21 protein-coding genes are annotated in these 26,107 nt (G+C 46.7%); 14 read left to right on the forward strand and 7 right to left on the reverse strand.

Going from position 1 to position 26,107, the window contains the following annotated elements; all coding sequences use genetic code 11:
* The first annotated feature begins 32 nt into the window (after positions 1 to 32).
* The 5 genes from parE to MHB84_RS24330 all read left to right on the forward strand — a co-directional run bounded on the left by parE (position 33) and on the right by MHB84_RS24330 (position 7,351).
* Complete coding sequence (parE, locus tag MHB84_RS24310; protein WP_076288995.1) at positions 33 to 2,012, forward strand: DNA topoisomerase IV subunit B; 1,980 nt, start codon at positions 33 to 35, stop codon at positions 2,010 to 2,012.
* Between the two features lie 12 nt (positions 2,013 to 2,024).
* On the forward strand, positions 2,025 to 4,487 hold the full coding sequence (gene gyrA, locus MHB84_RS24315; RefSeq protein WP_076288996.1) for a DNA gyrase subunit A: 2,463 nt from the start codon (positions 2,025 to 2,027) through the stop codon (positions 4,485 to 4,487).
* Positions 4,488 to 4,716: 229 nt separating this feature from the next.
* Positions 4,717 to 5,154, forward strand: coding sequence for a MarR family winged helix-turn-helix transcriptional regulator (locus tag MHB84_RS24320; protein ID WP_063563171.1), 438 nt, complete (start codon positions 4,717 to 4,719; stop codon positions 5,152 to 5,154).
* Positions 5,155 to 5,396: 242 nt separating this feature from the next.
* Positions 5,397 to 5,843 (forward strand): MarR family winged helix-turn-helix transcriptional regulator, encoded by a 447-nt coding sequence (locus tag MHB84_RS24325; RefSeq protein WP_076288997.1) that lies wholly within the window; start codon positions 5,397 to 5,399, stop codon positions 5,841 to 5,843.
* Positions 5,840 to 7,351, forward strand: coding sequence for a DHA2 family efflux MFS transporter permease subunit (locus MHB84_RS24330; RefSeq protein ID WP_076288998.1), 1,512 nt, complete (start codon positions 5,840 to 5,842; stop codon positions 7,349 to 7,351). Before MHB84_RS24325 ends, MHB84_RS24330 begins: the two co-directional genes overlap by 4 nt.
* A gap of 111 nt (positions 7,352 to 7,462) precedes the next feature.
* Here the strand turns inward: MHB84_RS24330 and MHB84_RS24335 are convergent, their stop codons facing one another.
* From MHB84_RS24335 to MHB84_RS24345, 3 genes are all read right to left on the reverse strand, one after another.
* Entirely contained in the window at positions 7,463 to 7,807 is a 345-nt protein-coding gene (locus MHB84_RS24335) for an MGMT family protein (RefSeq protein ID WP_076288999.1), read from the reverse strand.
* Between the two features lie 117 nt (positions 7,808 to 7,924).
* Entirely contained in the window at positions 7,925 to 8,656 is a 732-nt protein-coding gene (locus MHB84_RS24340) for an RluA family pseudouridine synthase (RefSeq protein ID WP_076289000.1), read from the reverse strand.
* 2 nt (positions 8,657 to 8,658) lie between these two features.
* Complete coding sequence (locus MHB84_RS24345; RefSeq protein WP_024630567.1) at positions 8,659 to 9,522, reverse strand: class I SAM-dependent methyltransferase; 864 nt, start codon at positions 9,520 to 9,522, stop codon at positions 8,659 to 8,661.
* Positions 9,523 to 9,784: 262 nt separating this feature from the next.
* Between MHB84_RS24345 and MHB84_RS24350 the strand changes: the two genes are divergently transcribed.
* Genes MHB84_RS24350 through MHB84_RS24360 form a run of 3 tightly spaced genes read left to right on the forward strand, consistent with a single transcriptional unit; the run spans position 9,785 to position 11,665 of the window.
* A complete protein-coding gene (locus MHB84_RS24350; protein ID WP_064636952.1) occupies positions 9,785 to 10,237 on the forward strand; it encodes a flavodoxin in 453 nt (150 codons plus the stop codon).
* 6 nt (positions 10,238 to 10,243) lie between these two features.
* Positions 10,244 to 11,047, forward strand: a complete 804-nt coding sequence (locus MHB84_RS24355) for a hypothetical protein (protein WP_076289001.1) — start codon at positions 10,244 to 10,246, stop codon at positions 11,045 to 11,047.
* A gap of 51 nt (positions 11,048 to 11,098) precedes the next feature.
* A complete protein-coding gene (locus tag MHB84_RS24360; protein ID WP_076289002.1) occupies positions 11,099 to 11,665 on the forward strand; it encodes a nitroreductase family protein in 567 nt (188 codons plus the stop codon).
* Between the two features lie 24 nt (positions 11,666 to 11,689).
* On the opposite strand, the gene MHB84_RS24365 is transcribed toward MHB84_RS24360, so the two are convergent.
* Positions 11,690 to 13,147 carry a 4-hydroxyphenylacetate 3-hydroxylase family protein gene (locus tag MHB84_RS24365; RefSeq protein WP_076289003.1) on the reverse strand — a complete coding sequence of 486 codons (1,458 nt, stop codon included), beginning with the start codon at positions 13,145 to 13,147 and terminating at the stop codon, positions 11,690 to 11,692.
* 199 nt (positions 13,148 to 13,346) lie between these two features.
* Positions 13,347 to 13,499 carry a DUF1540 domain-containing protein gene (locus MHB84_RS24370; protein ID WP_072733378.1) on the reverse strand — a complete coding sequence of 51 codons (153 nt, stop codon included), beginning with the start codon at positions 13,497 to 13,499 and terminating at the stop codon, positions 13,347 to 13,349.
* 365 nt (positions 13,500 to 13,864) lie between these two features.
* Here MHB84_RS24370 and MHB84_RS24375 point away from each other — a divergent pair, with 365 nt between their 5' ends.
* Positions 13,865 to 14,677 carry an AAA family ATPase gene (locus MHB84_RS24375; RefSeq protein ID WP_076289004.1) on the forward strand — a complete coding sequence of 271 codons (813 nt, stop codon included), beginning with the start codon at positions 13,865 to 13,867 and terminating at the stop codon, positions 14,675 to 14,677.
* Positions 14,678 to 14,840: 163 nt separating this feature from the next.
* On the opposite strand, the gene MHB84_RS24380 is transcribed toward MHB84_RS24375, so the two are convergent.
* Together MHB84_RS24380 and MHB84_RS24385 are read right to left on the reverse strand one after the other, a co-directional pair.
* Positions 14,841 to 16,304 carry a HAMP domain-containing sensor histidine kinase gene (locus MHB84_RS24380; RefSeq protein ID WP_076289005.1) on the reverse strand — a complete coding sequence of 488 codons (1,464 nt, stop codon included), beginning with the start codon at positions 16,302 to 16,304 and terminating at the stop codon, positions 14,841 to 14,843.
* The gene (locus MHB84_RS24385; RefSeq protein ID WP_076289006.1) at positions 16,289 to 16,975 is read right to left on the reverse strand and encodes a response regulator transcription factor; all 687 of its coding nucleotides are present in this window, start codon (positions 16,973 to 16,975) and stop codon (positions 16,289 to 16,291) included. Before MHB84_RS24385 ends, MHB84_RS24380 begins: the two co-directional genes overlap by 16 nt.
* Positions 16,976 to 17,165: 190 nt before the next feature.
* Between MHB84_RS24385 and MHB84_RS24390 the strand changes: the two genes are divergently transcribed.
* The 5 genes from MHB84_RS24390 (at position 17,166) to MHB84_RS24410 (ending at position 26,065) form a co-directional block, all read left to right on the forward strand.
* The gene (locus MHB84_RS24390; RefSeq protein WP_076289007.1) at positions 17,166 to 17,885 is read left to right on the forward strand and encodes a YceI family protein; all 720 of its coding nucleotides are present in this window, start codon (positions 17,166 to 17,168) and stop codon (positions 17,883 to 17,885) included.
* Between the two features lie 242 nt (positions 17,886 to 18,127).
* Positions 18,128 to 22,492 carry a glycosyl hydrolase 53 family protein gene (locus MHB84_RS24395; RefSeq protein WP_076289008.1) on the forward strand — a complete coding sequence of 1,455 codons (4,365 nt, stop codon included), beginning with the start codon at positions 18,128 to 18,130 and terminating at the stop codon, positions 22,490 to 22,492.
* Positions 22,493 to 22,651: 159 nt separating this feature from the next.
* A complete protein-coding gene (locus tag MHB84_RS24400; protein ID WP_076289009.1) occupies positions 22,652 to 23,668 on the forward strand; it encodes an iron-hydroxamate ABC transporter substrate-binding protein in 1,017 nt (338 codons plus the stop codon).
* Positions 23,669 to 23,921: 253 nt separating this feature from the next.
* A complete protein-coding gene (locus MHB84_RS24405; protein WP_076289010.1) occupies positions 23,922 to 24,965 on the forward strand; it encodes an SPFH domain-containing protein in 1,044 nt (347 codons plus the stop codon).
* Complete coding sequence (locus MHB84_RS24410) at positions 24,962 to 26,065, forward strand: sugar kinase (RefSeq protein ID WP_179087158.1); 1,104 nt, start codon at positions 24,962 to 24,964, stop codon at positions 26,063 to 26,065. Before MHB84_RS24405 ends, MHB84_RS24410 begins: the two co-directional genes overlap by 4 nt.
* Positions 26,066 to 26,107: the final 42 nt, after the last annotated feature.

Genomic DNA, 26,107 nt, shown 5'->3' on the forward strand with positions numbered 1-26,107 from the left:
TTTTAGTTGCAAGTTAAGAAGGGGGAGCATGAATGGTCGAGCAAATCGATATGTCGGCAGGTTCGACAGGCGGAGGACAAGGGTCTTCAGGCTACGACGCGGACGACATTCAAGTACTTGAAGGACTGGTAGCGGTACGGAAACGGCCGGGGATGTACATCGGCAGCACCAGTACTTCGGGTCTACATCATTTGGTATGGGAAATCGTGGATAACGCTGTCGACGAACATCTCGCCAAATTCTGCTCCAAAATCGATATCACGCTGCATAAGGACGGTTCTGTTACGGTTCAGGATAACGGAAGGGGAATTCCGACAGGTATACATAAAACAGGGATTCCTACTCCCCAGGTCGTGTTTACGATTTTGCACGCAGGCGGAAAGTTCGGTGGATCAGGATATAAAAAATCCGGCGGTTTGCACGGTGTAGGTGCGTCAGTTACAAACGCATTGTCCGAATGGCTTGAAGTCGAGATTTTCCGTGATGGCAAGATTCATCGTCAACGATTCGAGTATTGGCAAGACAAAAAAGGCGTTGAGCATGTCGGAGAACCGGTGTCTGGTCTCGAAGTATTGGGCAATACCAATCGAACGGGAACCAAAGTTACGTTTAAACCGGATATTCGGGTGTTCCAGAACGGCATTCAATTTAATTATGATACACTGGCAGAACGTCTTCAGGAGATTGCTTTTCTGAATTCGGGTCTGAGAATTGTGCTCAAGGACGAACGGTCAGGCAATCAGGATGAGTACATGTACGAAGGCGGAGCAAGCCAGTTTGTTGCTTTTCTTAACGAAAATAAAGATGTGCTGCATGATGTCATTCACTTCTATGCGGAGAAGGATGACATTGAGGTCGAAGTAGCGATTCAGTATAACGCGGGTTATACTGAAACGCTGGCGTCGTTCGTGAACTCGATTCCCACTAGGGGCGGCGGTACACATGAGACCGGATTCAGAGCAGCTTATACACGTGTGATGAATGACTACGCACGGCGTACCAGCATGATTAAGGAAAAAGATAAAAACCTCGAAGGTAATGATCTTCGTGAAGGTATGATGGCAGTCATCAGTGTCAAAATGTCGGAGGTTGAATTCGTAGGACAAACGAAGGATCAACTCGGTAGCGCTTCCGCGCGTAGCGCAGTAGATTCTGTCGTGTCCGAGAATATCCAACGGTTTTTGGAAGAAAACCCGCAGGTTGCGCAAACGTTGATTCGCAAAGCGGTTCAAGCTTCCAGAGCCAGAGAAGCTGCACGAAAAGCTCGGGATGAGATGCGAACCGGCAAAAAACGTAGTGAAAGCTCCAACCTGAACGGCAAACTGACTCCGGCACAATCCAAGGATTTTACCCGGAATGAATTGTTTATCGTCGAAGGGGATTCCGCAGGGGGGTCAGCCAAACAGGGGCGTGATTCCAAGATTCAGGCGATACTCCCGCTTAAGGGTAAACCACTCAATCCGGAAAAAGCGAAATTGGCTGATATCCTCAAAAATGAAGAATATCGTGCCATTACATCGGCCATTGGAGCAGGTATTGGAACCGAATTTGCAGTTGAAGACAGCAATTATTCCAAAATCATAATTATGACAGATGCCGACACAGATGGCGCACATATACAGGTATTGTTGCTGACTTTCTTCTACCGCTATATGAAACCGCTCATTGATGCAGGCAAAATATATATCGCTCAGCCGCCATTATACAAACTCACACGCAAATCAGGAAAAATGGCTAGTGTACGTTATGCCTGGACTGATGAAGAGCTGGCGAATTACATGAAAGAATTTGGAAACAATGTGGAGCTTCAACGTTATAAAGGACTTGGCGAGATGAACCCGGATCAACTGTGGGAGACAACGATGAACCCTGAAACACGCGCATTGCTCAAAGTAGAAATTGTCGATGCAGCAAAAGCGGAACGTCGTGTATCTACACTCATGGGTGAAAAGGTTGATCCGCGCAAACGCTGGATTGTAGAGAACGTCGACTTTACAGAGTACGAAGAATAGAAGGTGCTTGGAATGAGTCTATCAGAACAATTTATGCCGGCCTTTCTCGAAGAGGTCGTAGGTGACCGTTTCGGTCGCTACTCCAAATACATTATTCAGGACCGGGCCATTCCCGATGTACGGGATGGATTGAAGCCGGTGCAGCGGCGTATTCTTTACGCTATGTACGATTCAGGTAATACACCGGAGAAACCATATCGGAAGTCCGCAAAAACAGTTGGGGATGTTATGGGTAATTACCATCCTCACGGGGATTCCTCCATCTATGATGGTATGGTACGGATGGCACAGCCATGGAAAATGGGGCATATGCTCGTGGACGGTCATGGAAACTGGGGGTCACAGGATGATGACCCGGCAGCGGCCATGCGGTATACGGAGGCCCGTTTGTCGCCCATCGCAATGGAGATGCTTCGCGATATCGAGAAACGGACTGTTCTGTTTAAGGATAATTTTGATAATACCGCCAAAGAACCGGTTGTATTACCATCTCGTTATCCGAACCTGCTGGTCAATGGTGTAAGTGGGATATCGTCTGGTTTTGCAACGGAGATTCCTCCACATAATTTGCGTGAAACCATTGATGCTTGTATTGCTGTGATGGAGAAGCCGTCGATTGAACTGGATGAGATCATGATGTTTATGAAAGGTCCGGATTTTCCGACAGGTGGGCTAATCATGGGCGGCGACGGCATTCTGGATGCTTACCGTACAGGTAAAGGCCGGATTTATCTCCGCTCCAAAACCGATATCGAGAATATGCGCGGTGGCAAACAGCAAATCGTGATTACCGAGATCCCTTATCAGGTCGTAAAATCCCGTCTGGTTACAGCGATGGAGAACATTCGGCTTGAGAAAAAGGTTGAAGGAATTGCCGAAGTACGGGATGAAAGTGGGCGTGAAGGCCTGCGGATCGTGGTTGAGCTGAAAAAAGAAGCAGATGCACAAGGTATTTTGGCTTATTTGCTGAAGAAAACCGACTTGCAGGTCACTTACAACTTCAATATGGTTGCGATTGTAAACAAAGCCCCTCAGCAATTGGGATTGAAATCAATCCTCGAGGCTTATATTGCCCATCAGCGTGAAGTTGTGACGTTCCGTACCCGCTTTGAGCTGGAGAAGGCGGAAGACCGTGCACATGTCCTGGAAGGTCTGGTAAAAGCTCTTAACATCCTTGATGAGGTCATTGCGGCTATTAAAGCTTCGAAGAACCGTCAGGATGCTCAAAATAACCTGATGTGGATGTTTGGTTTCTCCGAGCGTCAAGCGGATTCCATTCTGACTTTGCAATTATACCGATTGACCAATCTGGAGATTACTTCTCTGGAAAAGGAACTCGGCGAACTGATGAAGAAGATCGCGCAATTACGCTCGATTCTGGATAGTGACCGCAAGCTGATCGGAGTCATCCGTAAAGAGCTGATGGAGATTCGTGAGAAATACGGAATTGACCGTCGCTCAGCTATTCAGGGCGAAGTGGAAGAACTCAAGGTTAATCTGGAAGTGCTGGTGAACGCGGAAGATGTATTTGTCACTTTGTCCAAAGAGGGATACATCAAGCGTACAGGCATGCAGTCATTCACACGATCTGGCGGGGAACGTAACGCAAGTGGTGTGAAGGAAGGCGATTATATCGCTCAGGTCCTTGAAGTTAACACGCTGGAGAACTTGCTTGTATTTACGAAAAAAGGCCAGTATTTCCTGTTACCTGTGCATCAGGTACCGGAATTCAAGTGGAAAGACCCGGGGACGGCGATCGTCAACGTTATTCCGCTGGCAAAAGACGATCGGATCTCAAGTGTGCTTGCTGTTAAATCCTTCGAAGAGCCGGATCATAGTCTGGTCTTTGTCACCCGCAAAGGACAGGTTAAACGTACCGAGCTGAAGGAATACGTCACCAAGCGTTCCGGCGCAGTAGCCGCATGCAAAGTCGGCAAAGATGATGAGGTATTATCCGTTCATCTAAGTACAGGTGGCAAGGATATCATGCTGATCACCAAAGAAGCCATGGCTATCCGTTTCCGTGAGGATGAAGTAAATCCGATGGGGCGTGTATCTGGAGGCGTACGTGGTATTCAGTTAAAAGAAACGGATGAAGTTGTATCTGTTCTGTGGGTGGAAGGCGATGAAGGTGAGGTTGCTATATTGTCTGACTTGGGTTATGGCAAACGCTCGTTACTGCTGGATTATGCTCTGCAGAGCCGTGGCGGCAAGGGACTGGCAACATTTGAATTCAAGGAAGGCAAACGGGTGAAACCGAACGGTAGCCGAATTGCTGGAGCGTTCTATTGTCGGGAACAACGAAATGTAACGGTGATGACCAAGGAAGGTCAATCACATCATATTTCTTCCGAAGCTGTACCTATTACTGAACGGAAACATATTGGTAAATTGCTTGTGCATGTGGACAAACAGGATGAAATTGTGGAGCTTATCATGGATCTTACAGAGAATCAGGCAGCTTCTTCCTCCTAATCAGGATTCAATAAAGACTCTTTACAGAGCAGGGAAACCTGTCATGTGAAGAGTCTTATTTTGTTGTTCAGACGCGGATTAAAAGAGGACCACCATGCGAAGTTTAACAACCTTCGTCGATTACGGTCGATCGCTAGGAAATTGAAAAAAGGCAGCAGGAATGCGGCTTTGAAGGGCGAAAACTTAAGCAGGTGAAGTGATAACCGGTTGCAGAGAGGAGCGATTCAAGATGTATAATTCCGATTTTGCCAAGTGCTGGTCGAGGCTGACCAAGGACTACAAGCTGCATATGGATCATGAGCTGGCACCCTCGTTAACAGAGGCGCAGCTGGCCGTACTGGAGGTTCTTGAGGATCACGAGAAGATGAAACCATCCGATCTGATTCCTTTTCTGGCTACAACACCCGCAGCAGTAACGATGTTGTTGGATCGTATGGAGAAAAACGGACTGATTCGCCGGGATCGGGATGATCAGGATCGACGAATTGTATGGGTATCCCTATCTGATAAGGGACGCATGGAGACTGAGCGCGGAATTACCATTCGCAATGAATTTATGAATTCCGTTCTCAGCAATATTTCAATGCATAACCAGCAGTTGCTGGTATATCTATTAGGCAAAATGACGACACCAAAAACAAAAGAGCATGCCTTGTCCACATCTTAACGACGATGGACAGGAGAAATAATAGTAACCATGGAACTCTTGCTGAACATGCAGGAGGGCTATGGTTATTTTTTATTGATGTGTATTTTAAAGAGTTTTGCCTGCTTTGAATGCCTGAGAATAATCTCTAAAAATTTATATGTAAAGAGTTGACTATGTAAATATTTTTGTTATAATAAGTAATTGTTCCCCTGATATTTCGTGTACGAAATATTATATTCCATAAGTAAAAGGGTGAATTAATGTCTGACACATATGAAGTATTCTACATTATTAATTCGTTTAGGCAGGTCAATCAAATGCTCTTCCGAGCATTCTGGAATGAAAACAAGGAAATTGAGCTCACTTCGATTCAATTTATGGTGTTATCCATTTTGAGAGAGCGCCCTTCGATCGGTATCAATGAAGTGGCTGAGCTCTGTCATATGGGCAGCAGCTCCATGAGCGCTGTGGTGGAGCGTCTGGTCAAGGGTGAGTACATTGTTCGAACCCGTTCAGACTCGGACCGTCGATCCGTAAAGCTTCAGATTACGGGCAAGGGGGAACGGGCCCAGCAGGAAACACACCAATTGTGGATGGAGCGAGTGTCACCTATTCTGGATATCCCGAAGGAAGACCTTGAGCACCTGCTAAGAATTCATAATCAAATGATTGAAAAGTTAGAAGGAAGAGAGATGAACAACCAATGAGTACTACTGCAGCAGCAGCGCCATCCTCAGCGATGGACAATATTAAGAAAGGCCCGATTGTGGCCGCATTGTTAATCGGTGCATTCGTCGCCTTCCTGAACCAAACGTTGATGAACGTAGCTCTTCCTAAAATTATGGAGGACCTCGGCATCGGCGCGAATAAAGCCCAATGGCTGACTACGGGTTATATGCTCGTCAATGGTGTGTTGATTCCGGTTACGGCGTATCTGATCGCCAAATTTTCGACACGTCAAATTTTCATTACGGCTATGACGCTCTTTACATTAGGAACCTTGGTCTGCGGTCTAAGTCCGAACTTTAGTATTCTGATGGTAGGTCGTGTTATTCAAGCGGCCGGTGCAGGAATTCTGATGCCTCTGATGACAGTTGTATTCTTGACGATCTTCCCGATTGAGAAACGTGGTCAGGCCATGGGTACGATGGGGATCGCGATGATTCTCGCTCCAGCCATTGGACCAACACTGTCAGGCTATGTGGTTGAGCATTATTCCTGGAGACTATTGTTCTATATCATTTTGCCATTCTCCGTTATTGCAACTGCAATCGGTATTGCGTTTGTCAAAAATGTAACACGTCAATCGAAACCTAAATTGGACTATCCAGGTGTTATTTTATCTACACTCGGTTTTGGTAGCTTGTTGTACGGCTTCAGTGATGCGGGTACAGACGGATGGGGCAGTGCAATTGTAATTGCTTGTCTGGTCGTAGGGGCCATATCCCTGATCCTGTTCGTAATTAGACAGATGACAACCGATCACCCGCTGTTGGAGTTCCGTATTTTCAAATACAACATGTATACATTGACAACGATCATTAACATGCTTGTTACAATGGCGATGTTCGCAGGTATGATTTTGCTTCCGATTTTCTTGCAAAATATTCGTGGATTCTCACCAATTGAATCTGGTTTGCTGATGATGCCAGGCGCCATCTTGATGGGGATTATGTCTCCAATCACAGGTCGCATCTTCGATAAAGTCGGAGCACGCTGGTTGTCTGTTGCCGGCCTTGCAATTACGGCTATTACAACTTGGGGGCTTAGCCGCCTGTCGATTGACACTACTTATAGTTACATGATGTTTATCTACACAGCTCGTATGTTCGGTATGTCGATGTTGATGATGCCAATTCAAACAGCGGGTCTGAATCAGCTTCCACAGCGCCTGAATGCACATGGTACAGCGATGTCCAACACATTGCGTACGGTTGCGGGTGCAATTGGTACAGCCATTCTCGTTACGATTATGAGTAGTAAACTGAAATCTCATCTGGCAGATACTCTGGCTACAGGCCAAATCGCTACAGATGATAAGGCTGCAATGCTTCGTGCTACCGCAGATGCAACAATCTACGGCGTAAACTATGCGTTTGTTGTAGCGACTGCTATGACTGTAGTTGCTTTGCTGCTGGCGTTCTTTATCCGTAAAACAAAACCGGCTACAGAACCTGTAACAACTGAGCAACAAAAAGTGAATGCAACAGCATAAATCAGGCTAGATTACTGTTATTATTTATTCAATAAAGGTCTTATATAAACAAAAGAGAGTTCAGGCAGATCACACTGCTTGAACTCTCTTTGTTTATGCCTTGTGTTGACTTTATTCTTGATCGGTCGATAGATCAAGGAGGAAGGTAGGACCAGGATCATGACCGAAGAGTTTGAGGTTGATGCTTCCATCCATCTGGAATTCAACGCCTTCGCTAATGAGCTCCGTTTCTTGCATGAGGCGTGAATGCTCGTCAGGAATGGCTATCAGACCTTTGGCATTGACGACGCGGTGCCAGGGAAGGCGCTCCTTCCGACTCATGGAGTGCAGAATGCGTACAACCTGCCTGGCAGCTCTCGGGCTGCCTGCATGAGCAGCAATCTGTCCATACGTCATGACTTTTCCCTCCGGGATTGCTGCGATGATGGCGACGACCTGTTTCGTAAAAGGTGTCATAGTAGGTCTTCCTTTCCATTGGAGTAAAAAAACCGCGCCATTCAGATAAGGAATCTGGATGACACGGTTTACGGTCAGATTTGACCTGATCCTGTGAATGATTATATTAAATATCAATTAATGTTCTGCTTTAAATACGTTATCATACACAGCTGCCGGCCACTCTGCCCATGGGAATTCACGGGGAGGCAGGGACTGCAGGACAATTTCTTCCTTTGTTACCGGGTGGGGAAAAGCAGCGATGGCAGACCAGAGAGATATTTGTTGTCCAGGCTTATTCACACCTGCACCGTACTTTTGATCTCCGAACAGCGGGCAGCCAATCTCTTTCATTTGGACCCGAATCTGATGTGATCTGCCTGTGTGAAGTTCGATGTGGACCAGACTGTAACGGTCGGTTTCGCCGATGACCCGGTAATCCAACACAGCATCTTTACCGCCGGCGGTACCTTTAGGCACAACGGTAACGGTATTGGTACGTGCATCTTTCAGCAGCGTGTGTTTTAACGTTCCTTGCTGTGCAGGCAGCTTGCCATGTACAACAGCCGCATATATTTTGCGGAAATGACGTCCCCGAACCGTCTCGGATAATCTTGAAGCCGCCTTCGATGTTTTGGCAAAAATCATGGCACCACCAACGGGGCGGTCAAGACGATGTACTAATCCGAGATAGACGTTGCCAGGTTTGTTATAGCGTTCTTTCAAATCCTGTTTTAGCAGTGTAAGCAAATCCGGATCACCTGATGCATCTTCCTGGGTAGGTACATTGACCGGTTTCGTGATGCCTAACAGATGATTGTCCTCAAACAGAATCGGAATATCTCCCATTGTTTGCGAATGTTCGGACATAATCAGGACTCCCAGCGGCCTAAGATGCCGCATGGCAGATCCAGACCACTACGGGTAATTGGAAGACCAATTTCACCAGCTGTAATTTGACCGCCGTATTGGGCAGACATCGTCATTGTCAGCATGTTGCGCAGAACGGTAGACGAAATCCCGGTTGTGTAGGAATTGACCAGCATGAATAATGGGTTATCGGACAGAATTTCCATACAGGATTTAAGGAAAGGATAGAGGTTCTCTTCCAGCTTCCATGTCTCTCCGTTAGGGCCGCGGCCATAGGAAGGAGGGTCCATAATAATCGCGTCATACCGATTGCCGCGACGTTGTTCGCGCTGTACGAATTTGAAAACATCATCTGTAATGAAACGAACAGGACGATCCGCGAGGCCGGATAATTGAACATTTTCTTTGGCCCACTGTACCATGCCTTTAGCCGCATCCACGTGAACAACTGAAGCTCCGGCATAAGCTGCAGCAACTGTTGCGCCGCCTGTATATGCAAACAGGTTCAGTACAGAGATGGGACGACCTGCTCCTGCGATTTTATCCATCATCCAGCTCCAGTTAGCCGCTTGTTCAGGGAACAGACCGGTATGCTTAAAGCTGGTTGGTTTAATATGAAATTTCAGGTTCTCATATCCGATGGTCCAGCGTTCTGGGATCGGTTTTTTCATATCCCAGCTGCCGCCGCCCGAAGAACTGCGGTGATAATGGCCGTGAACCTGGCGCCATTCATTGGTTTCTTTTTCAAGGGGCCAAATGATCTGTGGATCGGGTCTACGCAAAATCACATCGCCCCAACGCTCCAGCTTTTCGCCGCCTCCTGTATCGATTACTTCATAGTCCTTCCAGTTCTTTGCTACGTACATAATGATTTATCCATCCTTCAAAAGTCATTTGGATACTATTGTACAACAAAAAAGGGCCTGTACGCCAGTTGTGGTAGGCGCCTGAAAGGGTGCAGTGCCTAATATGGTGTTGAATTTGGTCCATCACCATATACTGAAATGGAAACCGATTGAAAATTTAATTTGACAATGATAATCATTATCACATATGATTTTGATAAATTCAAATGTTACTTCTTCAGGAACAGTATGACATGATCAATAAAAAGTGAGGGAAAAATAGATGGCTAAATTGTTAGTGGCTTATGCAAGTATGACAGGAAATACGGAAGAGATTGCGGAACTGATCGTCGAAGGAATTAAACAAGGTGGGCATGAAGTGGATCTCAAGTCCGTAACGGATTGCAATGCAGCTGATGTACTTGATTATGACGGGTTTCTCATTGGAGTATACACGTGGGGAGACGGTGAACTGCCGGATGAATTCCTCGATTTTTACGAAGAGCTGGATGAGCTAGATCTGAGTGGCAAACGGGCAGCAGTGTTCGGAAGCGGGGATACTTCTTACGAGCAGTACTGCGGAGCCGTTGATCTTGCGGCAGCAAAGCTGGTGGAACGTGGGGCGGAGGTATCTCCAGAGATGCTGAAGATTGAATACAGTCCGATGGAGCAGGAGAAGGATACGTGCCGTGACTTTGGCAAACGTTTTGCTGCTGCCGGATTACAGGTGTCCTAAGGACTCATGTTAAGACATAATGTTCAGGCGGCTCTTCAGCCGGGAATGTCAGACACCCCGGTAAGGCTGCTTGAAGATTACAGATTGGAAGAGATGTTGCGCAGCCCGCATCGGTTCATCCGCCCGGAACCGGAGGCTGAACAGCGCTCACCGCTGCAATGGAGACACCGTGTACAATATGCAGTCAGCCATGCAGTTAATGCTTTTTACAGTATGGACCTGGAAGTGCGCAAAGAGGTGCCTGTACAATATTTACTCGAAAAGTGGTGGCCTAGAAAGGCAACCGGATTTGAATCGGTACTTCATTACTGGGATGTAAAAAACAAAATTACGGATGAATTATCCCTTGCAATTGCGATGAACGATGATCTGAAGCATCCGACCATTCTATTTGAACAATGGCGAACGGAGCTTCCTACCTTGTCGATGCATCTGTCCATGATCTTCCAGGCTGCCTGGCAGCCAGAGGGCTGGGATTCACTGCTCATCCAAAAATATATGGTTGTCCATGATCCAAATGTGGTTGAGGCGTTCCAGCATATGGTGAGTGTGTTCTGCTGGGAAGCATTTGGCAAGCTGCCAGGCATGATCGAAATCTATTGTTTGCTTGAAGGGCGCAAGATTCGATATATCCCGGGACGTCAATCGCTTGTCCGTTCGATGGATTATATTCGACTGATTCGTGACAGCATTCCGAGCACAGAGAAGGTGGAGTCTGACCAATTTACGGTTCGGGATAAAGCCAGAGTTCATGAAGAGGTCGATCGGTGGAGAAGTGAGACTGAACCCAAAAAAAACTGGTTGATGTAAGCAAGACAATGGATGTTGTGATATATCGTGCAGATTAGGGAGGGATGATCCATGTCTACCGGTTTGAGACAAGATGCAGTAAACGGCAAGAAACGTACAGGAACTTGTGAATTCAGCCCGTTGCCTGTACCACAGTCGGTTATAAGACGGTTGCTGGATGAAGCAGATCCATCTTTATATGTGATAAGTTCAGAGCCTTGGCGGTTTATGTTGTTCGCGAATGAAGGACGTCAACTGTATCTGGAGGCGGTCAGACAGAGTTACCCACCACATTTGGCAGATCGTTACGGGGACTGGGCTACATATCAATATACAGAAGCTATTCCGGCACATCTGGTTGTTGTCGCCCCTTCAAGTGCCAGGGAGGACAATTTATTGCCTGCAAAAGCCTGGAGCAAACGTTTTTGCATCCTGGCAGCGGAACAAGGTTTGAATGCCGTCTGGAAGATCAATGATTATCAACAGCATCCCGTATTTATGAATTTGATGGGTTTAACTCGTGAGGAAAAGGTATTGGGTGTATTCCACATCGGTTACGGAGACCAGTCTGCACTTCGGGATACCGACGCAGGCAGACCAGCCTCTGAACTGATGACGGTCTACGACCATCTGGTTTAAACGAGGGAATCAGTCATTCCTCATTTATTTGCCGGTTTTGGCAATAAAATTACGAACGAGTTGACGATACGATTGATCTGCAAAGACTGCTGAATACATCCGGTTCGAGACGGTGATCGAGTTGCCAAAAAAGAACCGTTCAAACTGGGTCTGTCTGCCTCCGAATGATCCTGCTCCAAGCTCCCAGATCAGACGAAACAACGCTGTGCGTTCCTGAGATACCATATCGGTTCCTCTAAGGTACGTATCCAAGTGAGGTGCGATATTCGAGTGGAACTCTTCTTCCTGTGGCACCATAATTACACCGCTGGATCCTAAGAGTTGTAAAATTTCAATCATCTCTGGATACAGTTTGGGGAATAAAAGGTTTGCTGCCATTAACGGTTTGGGGGCAGGTATTATAAATCCCCGTCCATCTTCCATAGCACCGGCTTCTGCTGCCAGAGCCAGTGCTTTTAACGTTTCAAGACCGGCGAGCACCCTGGCTGTTTTCTCTATCACATGCGTTTCAGCAGCTTGGTCGAGCGTGTCAGCGAGTAACTGAATGGTGCCCAGAACAAATTCCGTTTTGGCGATATACCGGCATACGACCTGATGTCCTGCGTGGATGTGAAAATGGCTTCCGCTAAAGAGTCGGCCAGACATTTCCTCATTACCGGCGAAGAATATCCGTTCATGAGGAACAAGCACATGATCAAAGATTACAATGTTATCCATCTCTTCATATCTGGAACTGAGTGGATAGTTGAAATTGGACTCGGCGGCGTAGGTATCCCGGCAGATCAGACTAATACCAGGCAGGTCATTTGGTACAGCAAAAGCAAAAGCAAACGGATTTTCTTCGTCGAACGGTGCCGGTGAAGGGGAAGGATAAACCAGGATTTCGTCTGACGTGGCGGCCTGAGTGGCCATCATGAATGCACCATTAATGATCAGACCTTCTTCAGTGCGATCAACCACTTTGGCGGCAATGGCATCTTCGGTCGCGTCCAATTGTCCCGAAATTTTACTGGCATGGGGCTGGATAAAGGCATGGGAGAGGGTGATATCATTATCCCGGCAGTAGGCATAGTAGTTTCTCAGATTTTCGGCGTATTGTGGCGATACTTCTTCAAGGATATCTGCCCCAGTATAAAAGGCCATAATTGCTGTGTTCATATAATCGGGTGATCGTCCCAAAAAACCATGGTGAGTCCCTGACCAAATATTCATTGCTTCTCGGCGTCTGCGCAAGTCATCCACACTGGTTGGAGGCAGAAAGGACATCCCTACTGGTTTTCCGTCAGCAGGAGATGCATAAGTCATCGTATCGATTAAATGTGGATCAGACTGAAGATCGTACAACTTCGCTTGTGTTTCCATCAAACCTGCAAACGCAAAATGTTCAGAACGTTTTCCAGTAACAAGCTCCCCTTTGTACCAGCAGGGGACCGTCTGTGCATCGATCCGTTCGATATACTGTTTGCCACTTTTTACGGGCATCGTTACTCACCTCTATGATCTATTCGTTCATGGGCAGTTTGACTGCTCTCGTAGTGTACGTCAATAGGCAGTCCAATGTGCATGAAGAGAGGGAGTTCAGATTTTGTAGAAAAGAGCTTGATAATAATTATCATTCTTGTTACAATAGAAAAAGAAAAAGGAACCGCGAGGGCTCCTTTAACTTGTACAATTTGAATTTTTATTTTACTTCAAATGTTTTGCAATCCGTTTCAGCGGATTCACTTACTTTTTTGGAACTGTGACTCACGATGTAGATTGAAGATGCGTTGCATTTGTTTTCTTGAGCCCAGTGACGACATGAATTAACCTCACATAATACGTCTTTTGCCATGATTGATAACCTCACTTTGATTGGATTACATTCGTTGGTATAAAAATGACATCCGGAATTGGCAAGTTGCCGCTTGCAAATCTGGAAAAATTTTGTGCTCTCTCCAGTAAATAGAGGGCTTTTTTGCGTTATACACAACGATGCACATTTAGAATAGCAAATTTTACTGCCGCTTGCAACAAATTGGACGAGACCTTACGCAAAATGATGGACAAGTCACATAAACTTTGCAAAGAGGCCATATTATGTTATGATTTAATAGTAATAATTACGATTAAAAGATCATTAACTTATGAATGAGATTGAATCGACAGTATTTAATTTGGATGATCCCTTGAGACATAGAAGAAGGAGAACGATCAACGATGAGCAAAACCAACCATATAAATCGGATACCCCGAGCTAAAGGCATCGATATGGCCGCTTTTTATTCACCGAAAGAGTGTGGGCGCAAGGCAAAACATATTGTATTCTCCGCAGACAATGAACGGGTGGTGGAGGAGTTTATTACCATTCTCGGCATGAAAGATCAGTTTGCAGAACATGATGTGCCAATGCCGAACAAAATGGTGATGTTTGGTCCTCCGGGAACAGGCAAAACACTAACTGCTTTCCATCTTGCACACCGACTTCAGCTTCCGCTGGTTCTTGTGAGACTCGATGCCATTATTCATAGCCATCTTGGGGAGACGGGAAGCAATGTCCGTAAACTATTCCAATATGCACGGGCTAACCCCTGTGTGCTATTTCTAGATGAATTTGATGCCGTAGGTCGTACACGTGAAAGTAATGATGAGGTTAAAGAAATGGCTCGTGTCGTCAATACATTGTTGCAGTGTCTTGATGAATTCGATGGAGACAGCATTCTGGTTGCCGCTACAAATCTGGAGACACAGCTGGATCATGCGATATGGCGGCGAGTTGATACCAAAATGACTTATGGGATGCCGGATGACTCGAGCCGTAGATTATATATTAACAAGCTGATGGGGCAGTTTGAGCAGGAGAGCCGACTGGAAGAATTCATGTGTGAACGCCTCACAGGATGCAGTTATGCGGATGTGGAGCAGATTGTTTTAAAAGCCAAGCGGAAAGCCATTATTGCCAGCAGTCGATTACATGAGCAATTCATTAATGACGCGTATGCAGAATATATGCCGCGAGTACTGACCACTTAGCTTGTATATGAATATCACCGACCACTGTCACATTATGAATAGCCCGGTTCCTATGAAGGAATGTCGGGCTATTCGATATTTCAGCAATTTACATGGGGCGTTTGTTCTTGGTTCTGTGGCAGATGAAGAAAGTCCGTTTATAAGATGCAGACATCGTGTCCTGCTACGCGTTAGCCGTTGCGCGGTAAGATGGTTCTATCTCTGTTTTTTCAGGACCAGACCATCGTGGCAAAGTTAAGGTGAAAAGGCTGCCTTCAGGACTGCTGGAGGTCAGGGATAAATCCCCTTCCTGAGCTCGAGCAAGCAAGCGGCTATAGGTTAGTCCCAGACCTAACCCGCGGGTACGGCGTTTTTTGATCTCACCACGGTAGAAACGTTCGAAGATCTTGGGTTGATCTTCTTTAGTGATACCCGTACCGTTATCCTGCACATCAACAAACAAGTTGTCCGCCTCAGCGCGCAAACGGATATGAAAGACGGCAGCTTGATCGGAAGCGGCTGCTTGCAGTCCATTATTGAGCAGGTTGACAATAATCTGCTGAATGCGAAGGGCATCACCGATGGTATAAAGCGTACATGAAGGTGTGTGCAATTCAATCTCGGGAGACTTGTCCTCATAAGCGATTTTCCACTGATACATAATTTCACCCACCAGCAAATTCAGATCTATGCGTTCCCGACGAACAGCAACACTTCCAGCGCTCATCGCATTGTAATCCAGCAGGTCAGCGACCATACGCTCCATTCGTTCCGATTCTTTGAGTGCGATGTCCAGGAATTCCTTCGCTTCCTCCGGACTGACAATATCGTCCCGGACAGCCATCACGAGTCCTTTAATGGACGTTACCGGTGTTTTCAATTCATGGGTTACCCCAGCAAGTGACAGGGCACGCCATTCCTCTAATTGCTGCAAACGGATAGACATCTCGCGAAAAGATTCAACGAGTTCATTCATCTCCCGTTCTCGTGTGTTCAGATCCAAATTGACTTCATAGTTTCCGTTTCGAATCTGCTCTGCGGCATGGGCGACTTGACGAATAGGCCTGGAGAGCTTGCGGGACAGGAGGTAGATTGTAAACCAACCACACAGAATTAAAGCCACGAACAGGATGCTTACCACAAGCATCGTTTCCGGATTGTATGCAATGGACTTTTTGGACTGCATGACCCACACTTTACCGAGTGTCTGATCGTCATCTGTGACGTTGACCGTCACCCCGGCGAATTTTTTGTTTCTTGGTTCGCGTAGGTCATCAGACAGCCGATTATATACATCTTGCTGCGTCATTTTTGGTTTGGAGTAGATCAATTGATTATTGTTGTCAAGCACCATAATACAAAAGTAATTATCTGTATTGAAAAGCTTGGTTCGCTTGTCTACGAGCCTGTCGAGATCCGGGGGAATATGCAGTTTGTTTTCCGCTCCCGTTACCTTTTCGGCAATTTCCAACCCTAGCAGCTGGGCCGTTTTGAGACCTTTTTCAATGGAAGTAGTTCTGATCCAGTAAAGTGCCCCTGCAACAATAATGGTGAAACCAAAGCAGAGGATTAGAAAATATCGAAGCGTCCAGTAGGACAGAATGGATGTTTTACGTTTGGTTGTACTTCGTTTTAGTTGGCGATCCAAAATTGATACCCCATTCCCCGTAAAGTCCGGATTTCTCCCGTTTCAGGCAGCCAGTGGGATAACGCCTGACGCAGCCGTTTGATCGACAGGTCCACAGCCCGGTCACTTCCGTCATAATCCATGCCCCATACCTGTTCAATCAGATGGTCCCGGGTGAATGTGCGGTTGGGGTATTCTGATAGAAACAGGAGCAGTGACAAATCACGTGGTGTGAGTGCAACCTCGGCACCGTTCAAAAGTACCTGTTTGGCAGCCAGATCAATGACCAGATTACCAAAATAACGTTTGCCTTCACCTTCAGCTGTCCAGTGTGGATTGCGGCGAAGCACAGCATTGACTCTGGCGACCACTTCCTCAGGCACAAAGGGTTTGCTCATATAATCGTCAGCACCGGCATTCAGCCCATTAAGACGGTCCTGAATATCATCCAGTGCTGTTAACATGATGACGGGACAAGCACTTTTTTGGCGGATGATTCGTAGCAGATCCCAACCGTCCATTCCGGGCAGCATCACATCCAGCAATACCAAGGAAGGCACATCCGAATCAAATAAAGTTAGGGCGGTGGGGCCATCCGCTGCATGACGAACGTCGAATCCCGCTTTTCGAAGATAGGCAGCCAGCACACGGGCAATGGCTTGTTCATCTTCGACGATAAGTATGGATTTCAAGAAGGTGTCTCCTTTCACTTCAGAAGCTTGTGTACTGATTTTACATGAGCGGAAGCACAATGCCAATGAGGCAATTATTTTCAGAAAAAAATGCGTTGCACATCATTTCTTGACGTCATCCTGACACATTGGGCTGGTAAGATGCTGATAAATAACCAACTTATACAGTTACCCATTGGAGGAAATAGAGATGAATAAGAAGACAAAAACATGGATGATCTCAGGAGCGGCAGCAATCGTCATTCTTGGGGGCGGAGGGTACTATTTCGCGAACAGTTACCTGGGCAACAATGTTGAGATTGAACAGGTGCTGCCTGCCAGCACTGCAGCTTCCACAACGGAAGCCGGATCGGATAGCGGTACAAGCGTTTCTAACGTTGCAGCGGGAGCAGAGCAATTGAATGGAGACTGGAGCATCAGCGAAGGTTCGAAAGTATATTTTTCGGTAACGACATCCCGGGAGACGGTCAATTTTGCGGACGAGCAGGTTAGTGGTAACTTGACTCTTAATGTAGACGATGCGTCCCAGATGAAAGCGGATGGACAGATCGAGATGAGTGACATTGATTCAGGCAATAGCCAGCGGGATGGACATGTGAAAGAAGCTGATTTCTTCGATGTTTCCACCCATCCACAAGCTGCATTTACGGCTACCTCATTTGAAGGTGTACCAACGGAATGGCCGGCAGGGCAGACCGTAGACTTTAAAATGAACGGAACCCTAACGGTAAAAGGGATTGAGAAAGAGGTTACGTTTGACGTAAAAGCTGCTTACGAAAATGATCAGGTGTTGTTGTCCGCCACAACGATGGTTACCTTTGAAGATTTTGGTATGGAGAATCCACATTCGGTGGTCCTTTCTACTGAAAATGACATTCAGGTTCAACTGGAGCTGAAGCTCAGCAAGTAAGCATATAGTAAGGCTAAAATCTGTTCCAATCTGCCTAATCAGGCAGAGGGACAGATTTTTTTTGTTAGGAATGGGAATCGATCCACAGTGAGCAAGGAATTACCATTCGATGTGTTAAAATAACTGCTGTTTCCTTGGCATAATACCGTGTCCTCGTTTGATGTAAAGCGCTTACAATGATAATGATTTACAACATTCATTGTTCAAAGGTGACCAAACAAATGATAAGGGGGAGATCAAGCGTGCACAAAAGATACATAAGCGGCTGTCTCGTATTACTGATGTTGTTCTGTGATTTGGGTCTGGTAGTTCGGCCCGCAGCGGCAGCGGCGAAAGTAAACGTTGCGCTGAATAAGGCGGTTACGGTCAGCTCAGAAGATCTACAATGGGAGGGCTATAAAGAAAAAGCGGTGGATGGCAATGGAAATACAAAATGGAGTGCGGACAGTCCTACTTCAGTAGATCAACCGCATTGGCTGACGGTAAACTTGGGGGCTTCATACAACCTTTCCGGTGCGGAACTAAAGTGGAAGGATGAAAACGAGGTTGTGAAGTTTTTGGTTGAAGTTTCTGAGGACGGAAATACATGGACATCTGTGGCAGATCACTCTGCCAACGATAAAGCGGAATCACAGGTCAATCTGGATTTTCAGGCAGATGCGGTTCAGTATGTGAAGGTCACGATTCCTTATTATGCTGGTACCGACTGGTGGCCTGGCATTTCCGAGTTTCAAATCTGGGGAGAGGAAGAGGTACGGAACCCGGCAGACATCGTGAAATATGATCCAGTCAACGTGTCTACCGTAAGTCGTACTGCTCCTGTTCTGCCAGCAAAAGTCACGGCACATTACCAGAACGGGAAATCGGGCCTTGTCCCGGTGGCATGGGAGGAAGTTGCCCCTTCACAATATGCATCAGCAGGCAGCTTTACCGTTACGGGTGATGTATATGGGGCTCCCATTCAACCTGAAGCTACCGTTACGGTAGAAGGATATCGCAGTGATTTTGTCAGAGGGGTGGATATTTCCACGTTAACAGCCATTGAGGATAATGGAGGTTATTATCTGGACAGCAATGGAGCAGAACGCGATCTGCTCGATATTCTCAAAGATCGTGGCGTGAACTATGTGCGGCTTCGACTGTGGAATGATCCACAGAAATCCAATGGGTACAACGACAAAGAAGATGTGATTCGTCTGGCCCAGCGGGTAAAAGAGAAAGGCATGAAGATCCTGCTCGACTTCCATTATTCCGATGAATGGGCTCATCCCGGTCAACAGCTTCGTCCGAAGGCCTGGGAAAACCTTTCATTTGATGAACTGAAGACAGCTGTATATGATTACACGCGTGAAGTGGTAGGCGAGATGAAGGATGTGGGCGCGATGCCCGACATGGTACAGATCGGTAACGAAATCAATAGCGGCGTGTTAAATGGATTGAAGAGTAATGTCGACTTTGATGAGAACGTTGCCTTACTTCAGCGAGGAGTGGATGGCGTTCGAAGTATCCAAGGCGGAGATCAGGTTCAAATCATGATCCACCTGGCTGAAGGGGGGAAAGCCGATACATTTGACTGGTACTTCGGTGAATTGCAGAAACGTCATTTGGAGTACGATATTATCGGCCTTTCCTATTATCCATTCTGGCACGGAACATTCGCAGATGTGCGCAAAACGATGAATGAGGTATCCGCGAAATATGGAAAAGAAGTCATTATCGCTGAGACGTCCTACCCTTTCTCGTATAAAAACGGGGACGCTCACGGCAATATTATTGGCAATCCGGAAACGCTGAATGTGGGAGGTGCTACCTTCCCGGCAACTGTGCAGGGACAATATGATGCGATTGCAGGCATTATGGACATGATCTCACAAGTTCCAAATCAGAAGGGAGCGGGGTTCTTCTATTGGGAGCCTGCATGGATTGCGGCCAATGTAGGCTGGATTGCTTCCGAGGGAGACGCATGGGAGAATCACGCCATGTTCGATTATGACGAATATCCGGCGAATGGCGGTTACTCGTATGAAGGGCGTGCCCTGCCATCGCTGGATGTGTACAAACGCGGCCTGGACAATCTGCCCGCAGATCGGAAAGAGCTGTCGGCAGCGATTACACGTGCAAAGGCGCTGGAATCCAGTGATTTTACATCTGAAAGCTGGACCACACTCGCTCCAGCCATTGCAGCAGCTGAGAATACGTACAAATTGGCTTATACATCTGGTGGTATAACCCAACAGGATACGGACGCTGCGACTGCCGCTCTTCATGAGGTTATGCAGCAGCTTGATGTTATAGCGGCGAATCGGAACGGTCTCGAGGCAATCATTGCCGAAGCCAAAACATATAAACAAGCAGATTGGTCTGCTGCAACATGGGCTGTTCTGACCAAGGCTCTTACTCGTGCAGAACAGGTTATGACAGATCCAAGAGCCACCCAGACCGAAGTGAATACAGCAGCAAAACAAGTGGAAGCAGCCATCCATGGGTTGTCCAACGTAGACAAAACGGAGCTGACACAGTTTATCGGTGAAATCCAGCAGCTGACCGAATCTTCGTATACTCAGCGAAGCTGGGCAAACCTGAAAGCGGCATTGTTATCGGCAATCACGGTCAGAGACAAGCAGGATGCCATACAATCGGAAGTGCAGGAGGCTCTGACAATACTTCAGAAAGCCCATAACAACCTTGTTTTGCTGGAGGCATTAACAACAGGTAAAACAGCTACCGCATCAAGCAGTGCCGGTACTGGTGGTGGAAAAGACAACTCGCCTGGGGGAGCGATTGACAGTGACCCCACTACTTCATGGGGAACAGACCAAAGTGTGGATAGTTGGTGGCAAGTGGATCTGGGGGCGACCGCTGTGATCCGTAAGCTGGAAATGTCCATGTGGAGTGGAGGCATTAAATACAAGATCGAAGTATCCAACGATAACAAGAACTTTGTCAAAGTCGTGGATACAACAAGTGATGTGGTTGTATCCACCAGTCCAAGACATATCCTGCCCGCAGGCACGGAGGCACGTTATATTAAACTGACCATTACCGCTGGTTCTCAGTGGGTAGGCTTTATGGATTTTGAAGCTTATGGCATGTTCCCGGCTGACAAATCTGCCCTGGAGGCTACATTGAATTCCGCTGCGAAGCTGCATCAAAGTAATTACACGGCCGCAAGCTGGAATGTGTTTGCACAGGCATTGTCGTTTGCTCATGTGCTTATGGATGATGCAGAAGCCAGCGCACAGGAAATCAGTGCTGCGGATAACGCATTGAAAGAGGCGGTTAGTCAGCTTGTACGGCAAGAGCTGACCCCGGGTCAGCCATCACAGCCAGGTCAACCTGCACAGCCTTCCACGCCTGGATCATCCCAGAATTCCGGCAATCCTCCTGTAACGCCACCTGTCGAATCCGGTAATCCAGGAGAAAGTGGTTCCATTACATTCAAAGGGACAAGTACCGGAGCGGGCACCTATGTGATTCAACCTGAGATGAAACAGTTGTCTCAAATGATTGAAGGAATGGGAGCAGGCAGCAAAAAGCTAACCTTGATTGCAGATGTTCCCAAGGATACAAAGGCTGTGACCTTCCAGCTCAATGCAAATCAACTTCAGGAATGGGCACGTACTCAGGCATTACAGTCGCTGGAGCTCGTCATGAAACAGACATCTGTCCGTATCCCGTTAAATTTATTGAAGGATGCTCGTAATGAAGATGGGGATACAATGGATGTCATTCTAACCGAAGACTCCACAGCCAATCTGTCTGAAGCGCAACAGGAAGCCATCGGTAACCGCAACGTGGTGGTCAGCGTGGATCTCTTGTTAAACGGACAGCTGTTACAGTGGACTGACAGATCCATTGAAATAGCGATGTCTAATGTGCAAAATTCAAATGCAGAAGACAATGTGCTGGCTATCCAATCCCTTTTGCCAAATGGTGAAATGAAACCGGTAACCTTTACTCAATATGATGAAATGACCCAAAGTCTTGCTTTCAAGCCGCTTCAATCAGGCCGTTTCGTGATTACTGAAGTGCAGGTGCCGTTGAATGATTTGCAATCCTACTCCTGGGCCATTAAAGAGATTCAGAATCTGTATGGAAAAGGAATCATTTCAGGCATGACAGATACCCGATTCAGTCCGCAAGCAGAACTGACACGTGTACAATTTCTGCAAATGATCATGAAGGGAATTGGCGAATCACGTTTGCCGGATACATCCACTTCAGCTCCAATGGATGTGAAGAATGATCAGTGGTATTCAGATTCCGTACGTCTTGGTTTGGAGATGGGAATCGTGCAAGGCCGAGCAGACGGTTCGTTTGCAGCAAATGAACGTATTACCCGTGAGGACATGGCGGTAATGTTAAACCGTGCGGTACAGGTCATGAAGCAGAACACCAGTACAACCGTTGATACAACAACCAACAGCACCACATTTAATGACAACGCAGATATCGCTGAATATGCAAAACAAGCTGTTGCAGCGATGCAGGAGCAAGGCCTGCTTAAAGGAATGGCAGATGGCTCGTTTGCGCCTAAACTGCATGCTAATCGTGCACAGGGTGCAGTCGCTGTAGCCAGAATGATGGAGCAGATTTATAAATTTTAAGTGTTTATATGATATAGGGATCGGGTCTTTCTGACTCGATCCCTATGTTTATGGATTTCAATTAAAATGGTAGACAGTTAGTAATCAATTCTGCTATGATTCCAATGATAATGATTACCATTATCATAAAAGTGTTGAATTATAGGGGGCATCATGTTTATGTTTAAATCCAAATCGATTCTTTCCATTTGCACGTTATTTATTGTGTTTACGCTAGTTCTTGCGGGTTGCGGAAATGCAGAAAAGACAACGGATGAAACGGGGAGCGGCTCAGGACAGACGACTGAGAATCAGGAATCCACTGGAACCGATACAGCTCAGAATGAATCAGCGGAAAGTGAAACACGTGAATATGAGACGGATAAAGGGACGGTTACCATTCCTGCACACCCGAAACGCATCGTGACCGATTACTACGGGGGCGAGATTCTGTCTGTAGGCGGTAACTTAATTGGTGTAGAGCCAAGTGCCTTTGATAACCCGTTCATTAAGGACAAGCTGAAAGACACCACAGATGTGGGTTATCCGGTGAACGTGGAGAAGACGCTGGAATTACAGCCTGACTTGATCGTTGTCATGTATGATGATAACTACGAGGAACTATCCAAAATCGCACCAACAGTGCATATCCCATATGGTACAGCGACAGATATCTACAAGACCGTGGAGCTATTTGGTGATTTGATTGGTCAACCTGATCAGGCGAAGGCGTTCATTGCCGATTATGAGAAAAAGGCGGCAGCAGGACGCGAGAAGCTGAAAGGCATCGTGGACGAAAATACGACCGCTGGATTATACGAGTTGACGGACAAAGGAGATCTATGGATCTTTGGCGACAACGCAGGCCGGGGCGGACAAGTTGTATACAATGCTTTGAAGCTGAAAATGCCTAGCAAAGTGAGCAAAGACAATCAGACCGTGCAGCTATCGCTCGAAGTATTGCCTGAATATGCTACTGATTACATGTTCATGACGGTGTACGATCCTGAGAAAAAAGGCGAAGCGCTGAAGGAATTCAAACAGTCCAAAGTATGGAATGGGCTGGATGCGGTGAAGAATCACCGATTCTTCGAGAATGATTTTGACACATTCTATCGATATGATCCAATCGCCATTACTGCCCAGATTGATTTGTTTGTTGATCTGATCTTGAAGAGCGCTGAACAAAACAAATAAATGATGAACGTTGTTTAACGAGGTGATGACTTCTAATATAGGCTAGCGCCTCGCATAACTTAACCCATAATGAGTTGTCATTACTGACTATAATTATAGAAAATCGACCTGCTTTAAGGCTTCTGCCTAAGGTAGGTCTTTTTTTGATATAAAAGCAAAAAAAAGTTGTTAATGTCATATTGACAATATCGAAGTTGTTTGTTATCATTTCGATAATATCAAAACGACAATATTAAGAAATGGGGAATGAGCGATGTTTGGATTCCGATTCGTGAAGTTTCAACCCAGTGAGTACGTAATGAAAGTGAAGAATGGGCAGGTGCAACGTCAAGGTGTAGGTTTGTCTTTCTACTATTATGAGCCGACGACATCGGTGGTGGTTCTGCCTGTATCTTCGGTGGATGTGCCCTTTATGTTCGAAGAAATAACAGCCGATTATCAAACAGTTACGGTTCAGGGTCAACTGAGTTATCGTATCGTTGATTATATGAAAATCACCCAAAGCTTGAACTACACGTACAATTTGCGCAAAAACAGATATATCTCCGACGATCCTGGCAAGTTGGATCAACGTGTAATTACGACCGCCAAAGTTCTGACCAAAAAACATCTGGAGCAAATGCCCCTGAAGGAAGCCATTCAATCGAGTGAACGGCTGGCTAGCAGCATGAAACGGGAAGTGGTGCAGAGTGAGGAACTGGAGAAATTGGGCGTAGAACTGATGAGTTTATCCATTCTGGCTATTTTGCCTAATAAAGAGACGATGCGTGCACTGGAAGCACAAGCGCGGGAAGAGATTTTACGCCAAGCCGACGAAGCGCTGTATGTACGTCGTAATGCATCCATTGAACAGGAGCGGAAAGTGAAGGAGAACGAACTAAACACGGAAATTGCCGTTGAGACGAAGAAACAGCAGATTCGAGAAACGCAATTACATGCCGAGCGCTCAGTGAAACAGAAACAGAATGAGATGGAACAGGAACAGCTTCAATTCAATACGGCGATGGAGGAACGGAAACAACAGCTTATAGAATTAACGATTGCCAATCAGAATGCCGAAGCTGATGCCAAAGCCTATGAAATTGCTGCCGTGATGAACTCGTTACAACAGGTGGAACCTAGCGTGCTACAGGCGATGGCTAACATGGGTATGAACTCGGATAAACTGATTGCCCTTGCATTCCAGGAGCTGGCTGAGAATGCCGGGAAAATTGGACAGCTTAACATTTCACCTGATCTGCTGCAAGGATTGATGAATCCACCGACAAGAGAGCAGCAGGGAGGTCGGGCACGATGAGACTTGGGAAGGCAAGCCAGTCTGAAGCTGCACACACTGCGGGAGGAGAACCTATGACCGAATACAAGTTGATTCTGGTCAAACGCAGAACGAGGCTGGAAGAATTGGTGGTCCGTTATAACACGGTCCAACAAGCCCAGTTCTATATCGAACGCCTGGGAGCAGACTTCAGTGATTACCTGGAGGAGGACAGACGTTATCATCATTCCGTGAAGCAGGCCCAGCAGCAGCTCAGCCAACTGGGCCGGGTTCAGACTATTGATCGGGAACATGTGCCCAACTTTATTTTTGGAGCACAGGACATTGTGGTAGTAATCGGACAGGATGGACTTGTTGCCAATACGCTCAAGTATGTAACCGAGCAGCCGCTCATTGGTGTGAATCCTGACCCCATGCGTTGGGACGGGGTATTGCTGCCATTTACGGTAGAGGATCTGAGCTTCATAATTCCTGATGTTATTCGTAAACGCCGCTCCCTGAAAGAAGTGACGTTGGCCAAAGTGGAGCTGAATGATGGGCAGTATCTTTATGGCGTCAACGATCTGTTCATTGGTAGAAAGACGCATGTATCTGCTCGTTATGAAGTTCGCATGGGTTCATCGGTAGAACAACAATCCTCCAGCGGAGTAATTGTATCCACGGGAATGGGATCGACGGGCTGGTTCAAAAGTGTGCTGGCAGGTGCTGCTGGAGTCGTGGGCTCGGAAGCATGGCTGCACATCCAATCGGGTGAAGCGTTCATCCCCGATAGAGACAGTAGAAGCTCTCATTCAAACTCGAACCCTAGAGGGAAAGGTTATTCAGAAGCACATATCGCCGCGACAGCATCTGCACAAGGGAGCATGAGCGACATGAATCACTTTGGCTGGGATGCGCCTTATCTGTATTTTACTGTACGTGAACCCTTCCCTAGCCGGACGACTGCAGCCAATCTCGTGTTTGGACAGATTCATCCAAAACAGCCTTTGCAGATTGTCTCCCAGATGCCGGAGGACGGTGTTATTTTCAGTGACGGGGTAGAACAGGACTTTCTCGAATTTAATTCCGGAGTGGAGGCGACCATTGGCTTGGCAGAGAAACGTGGACGTTTGGTGGTCTGATCCTTTATTTCCAATCCGTTTTTGACTAGAATGGTAAACTAG

The organism is Paenibacillus sp. FSL F4-0087 (genome assembly GCF_038020215.1).
GTDB lineage: Bacteria > Bacillota > Bacilli > Paenibacillales > Paenibacillaceae > Paenibacillus > Paenibacillus taichungensis.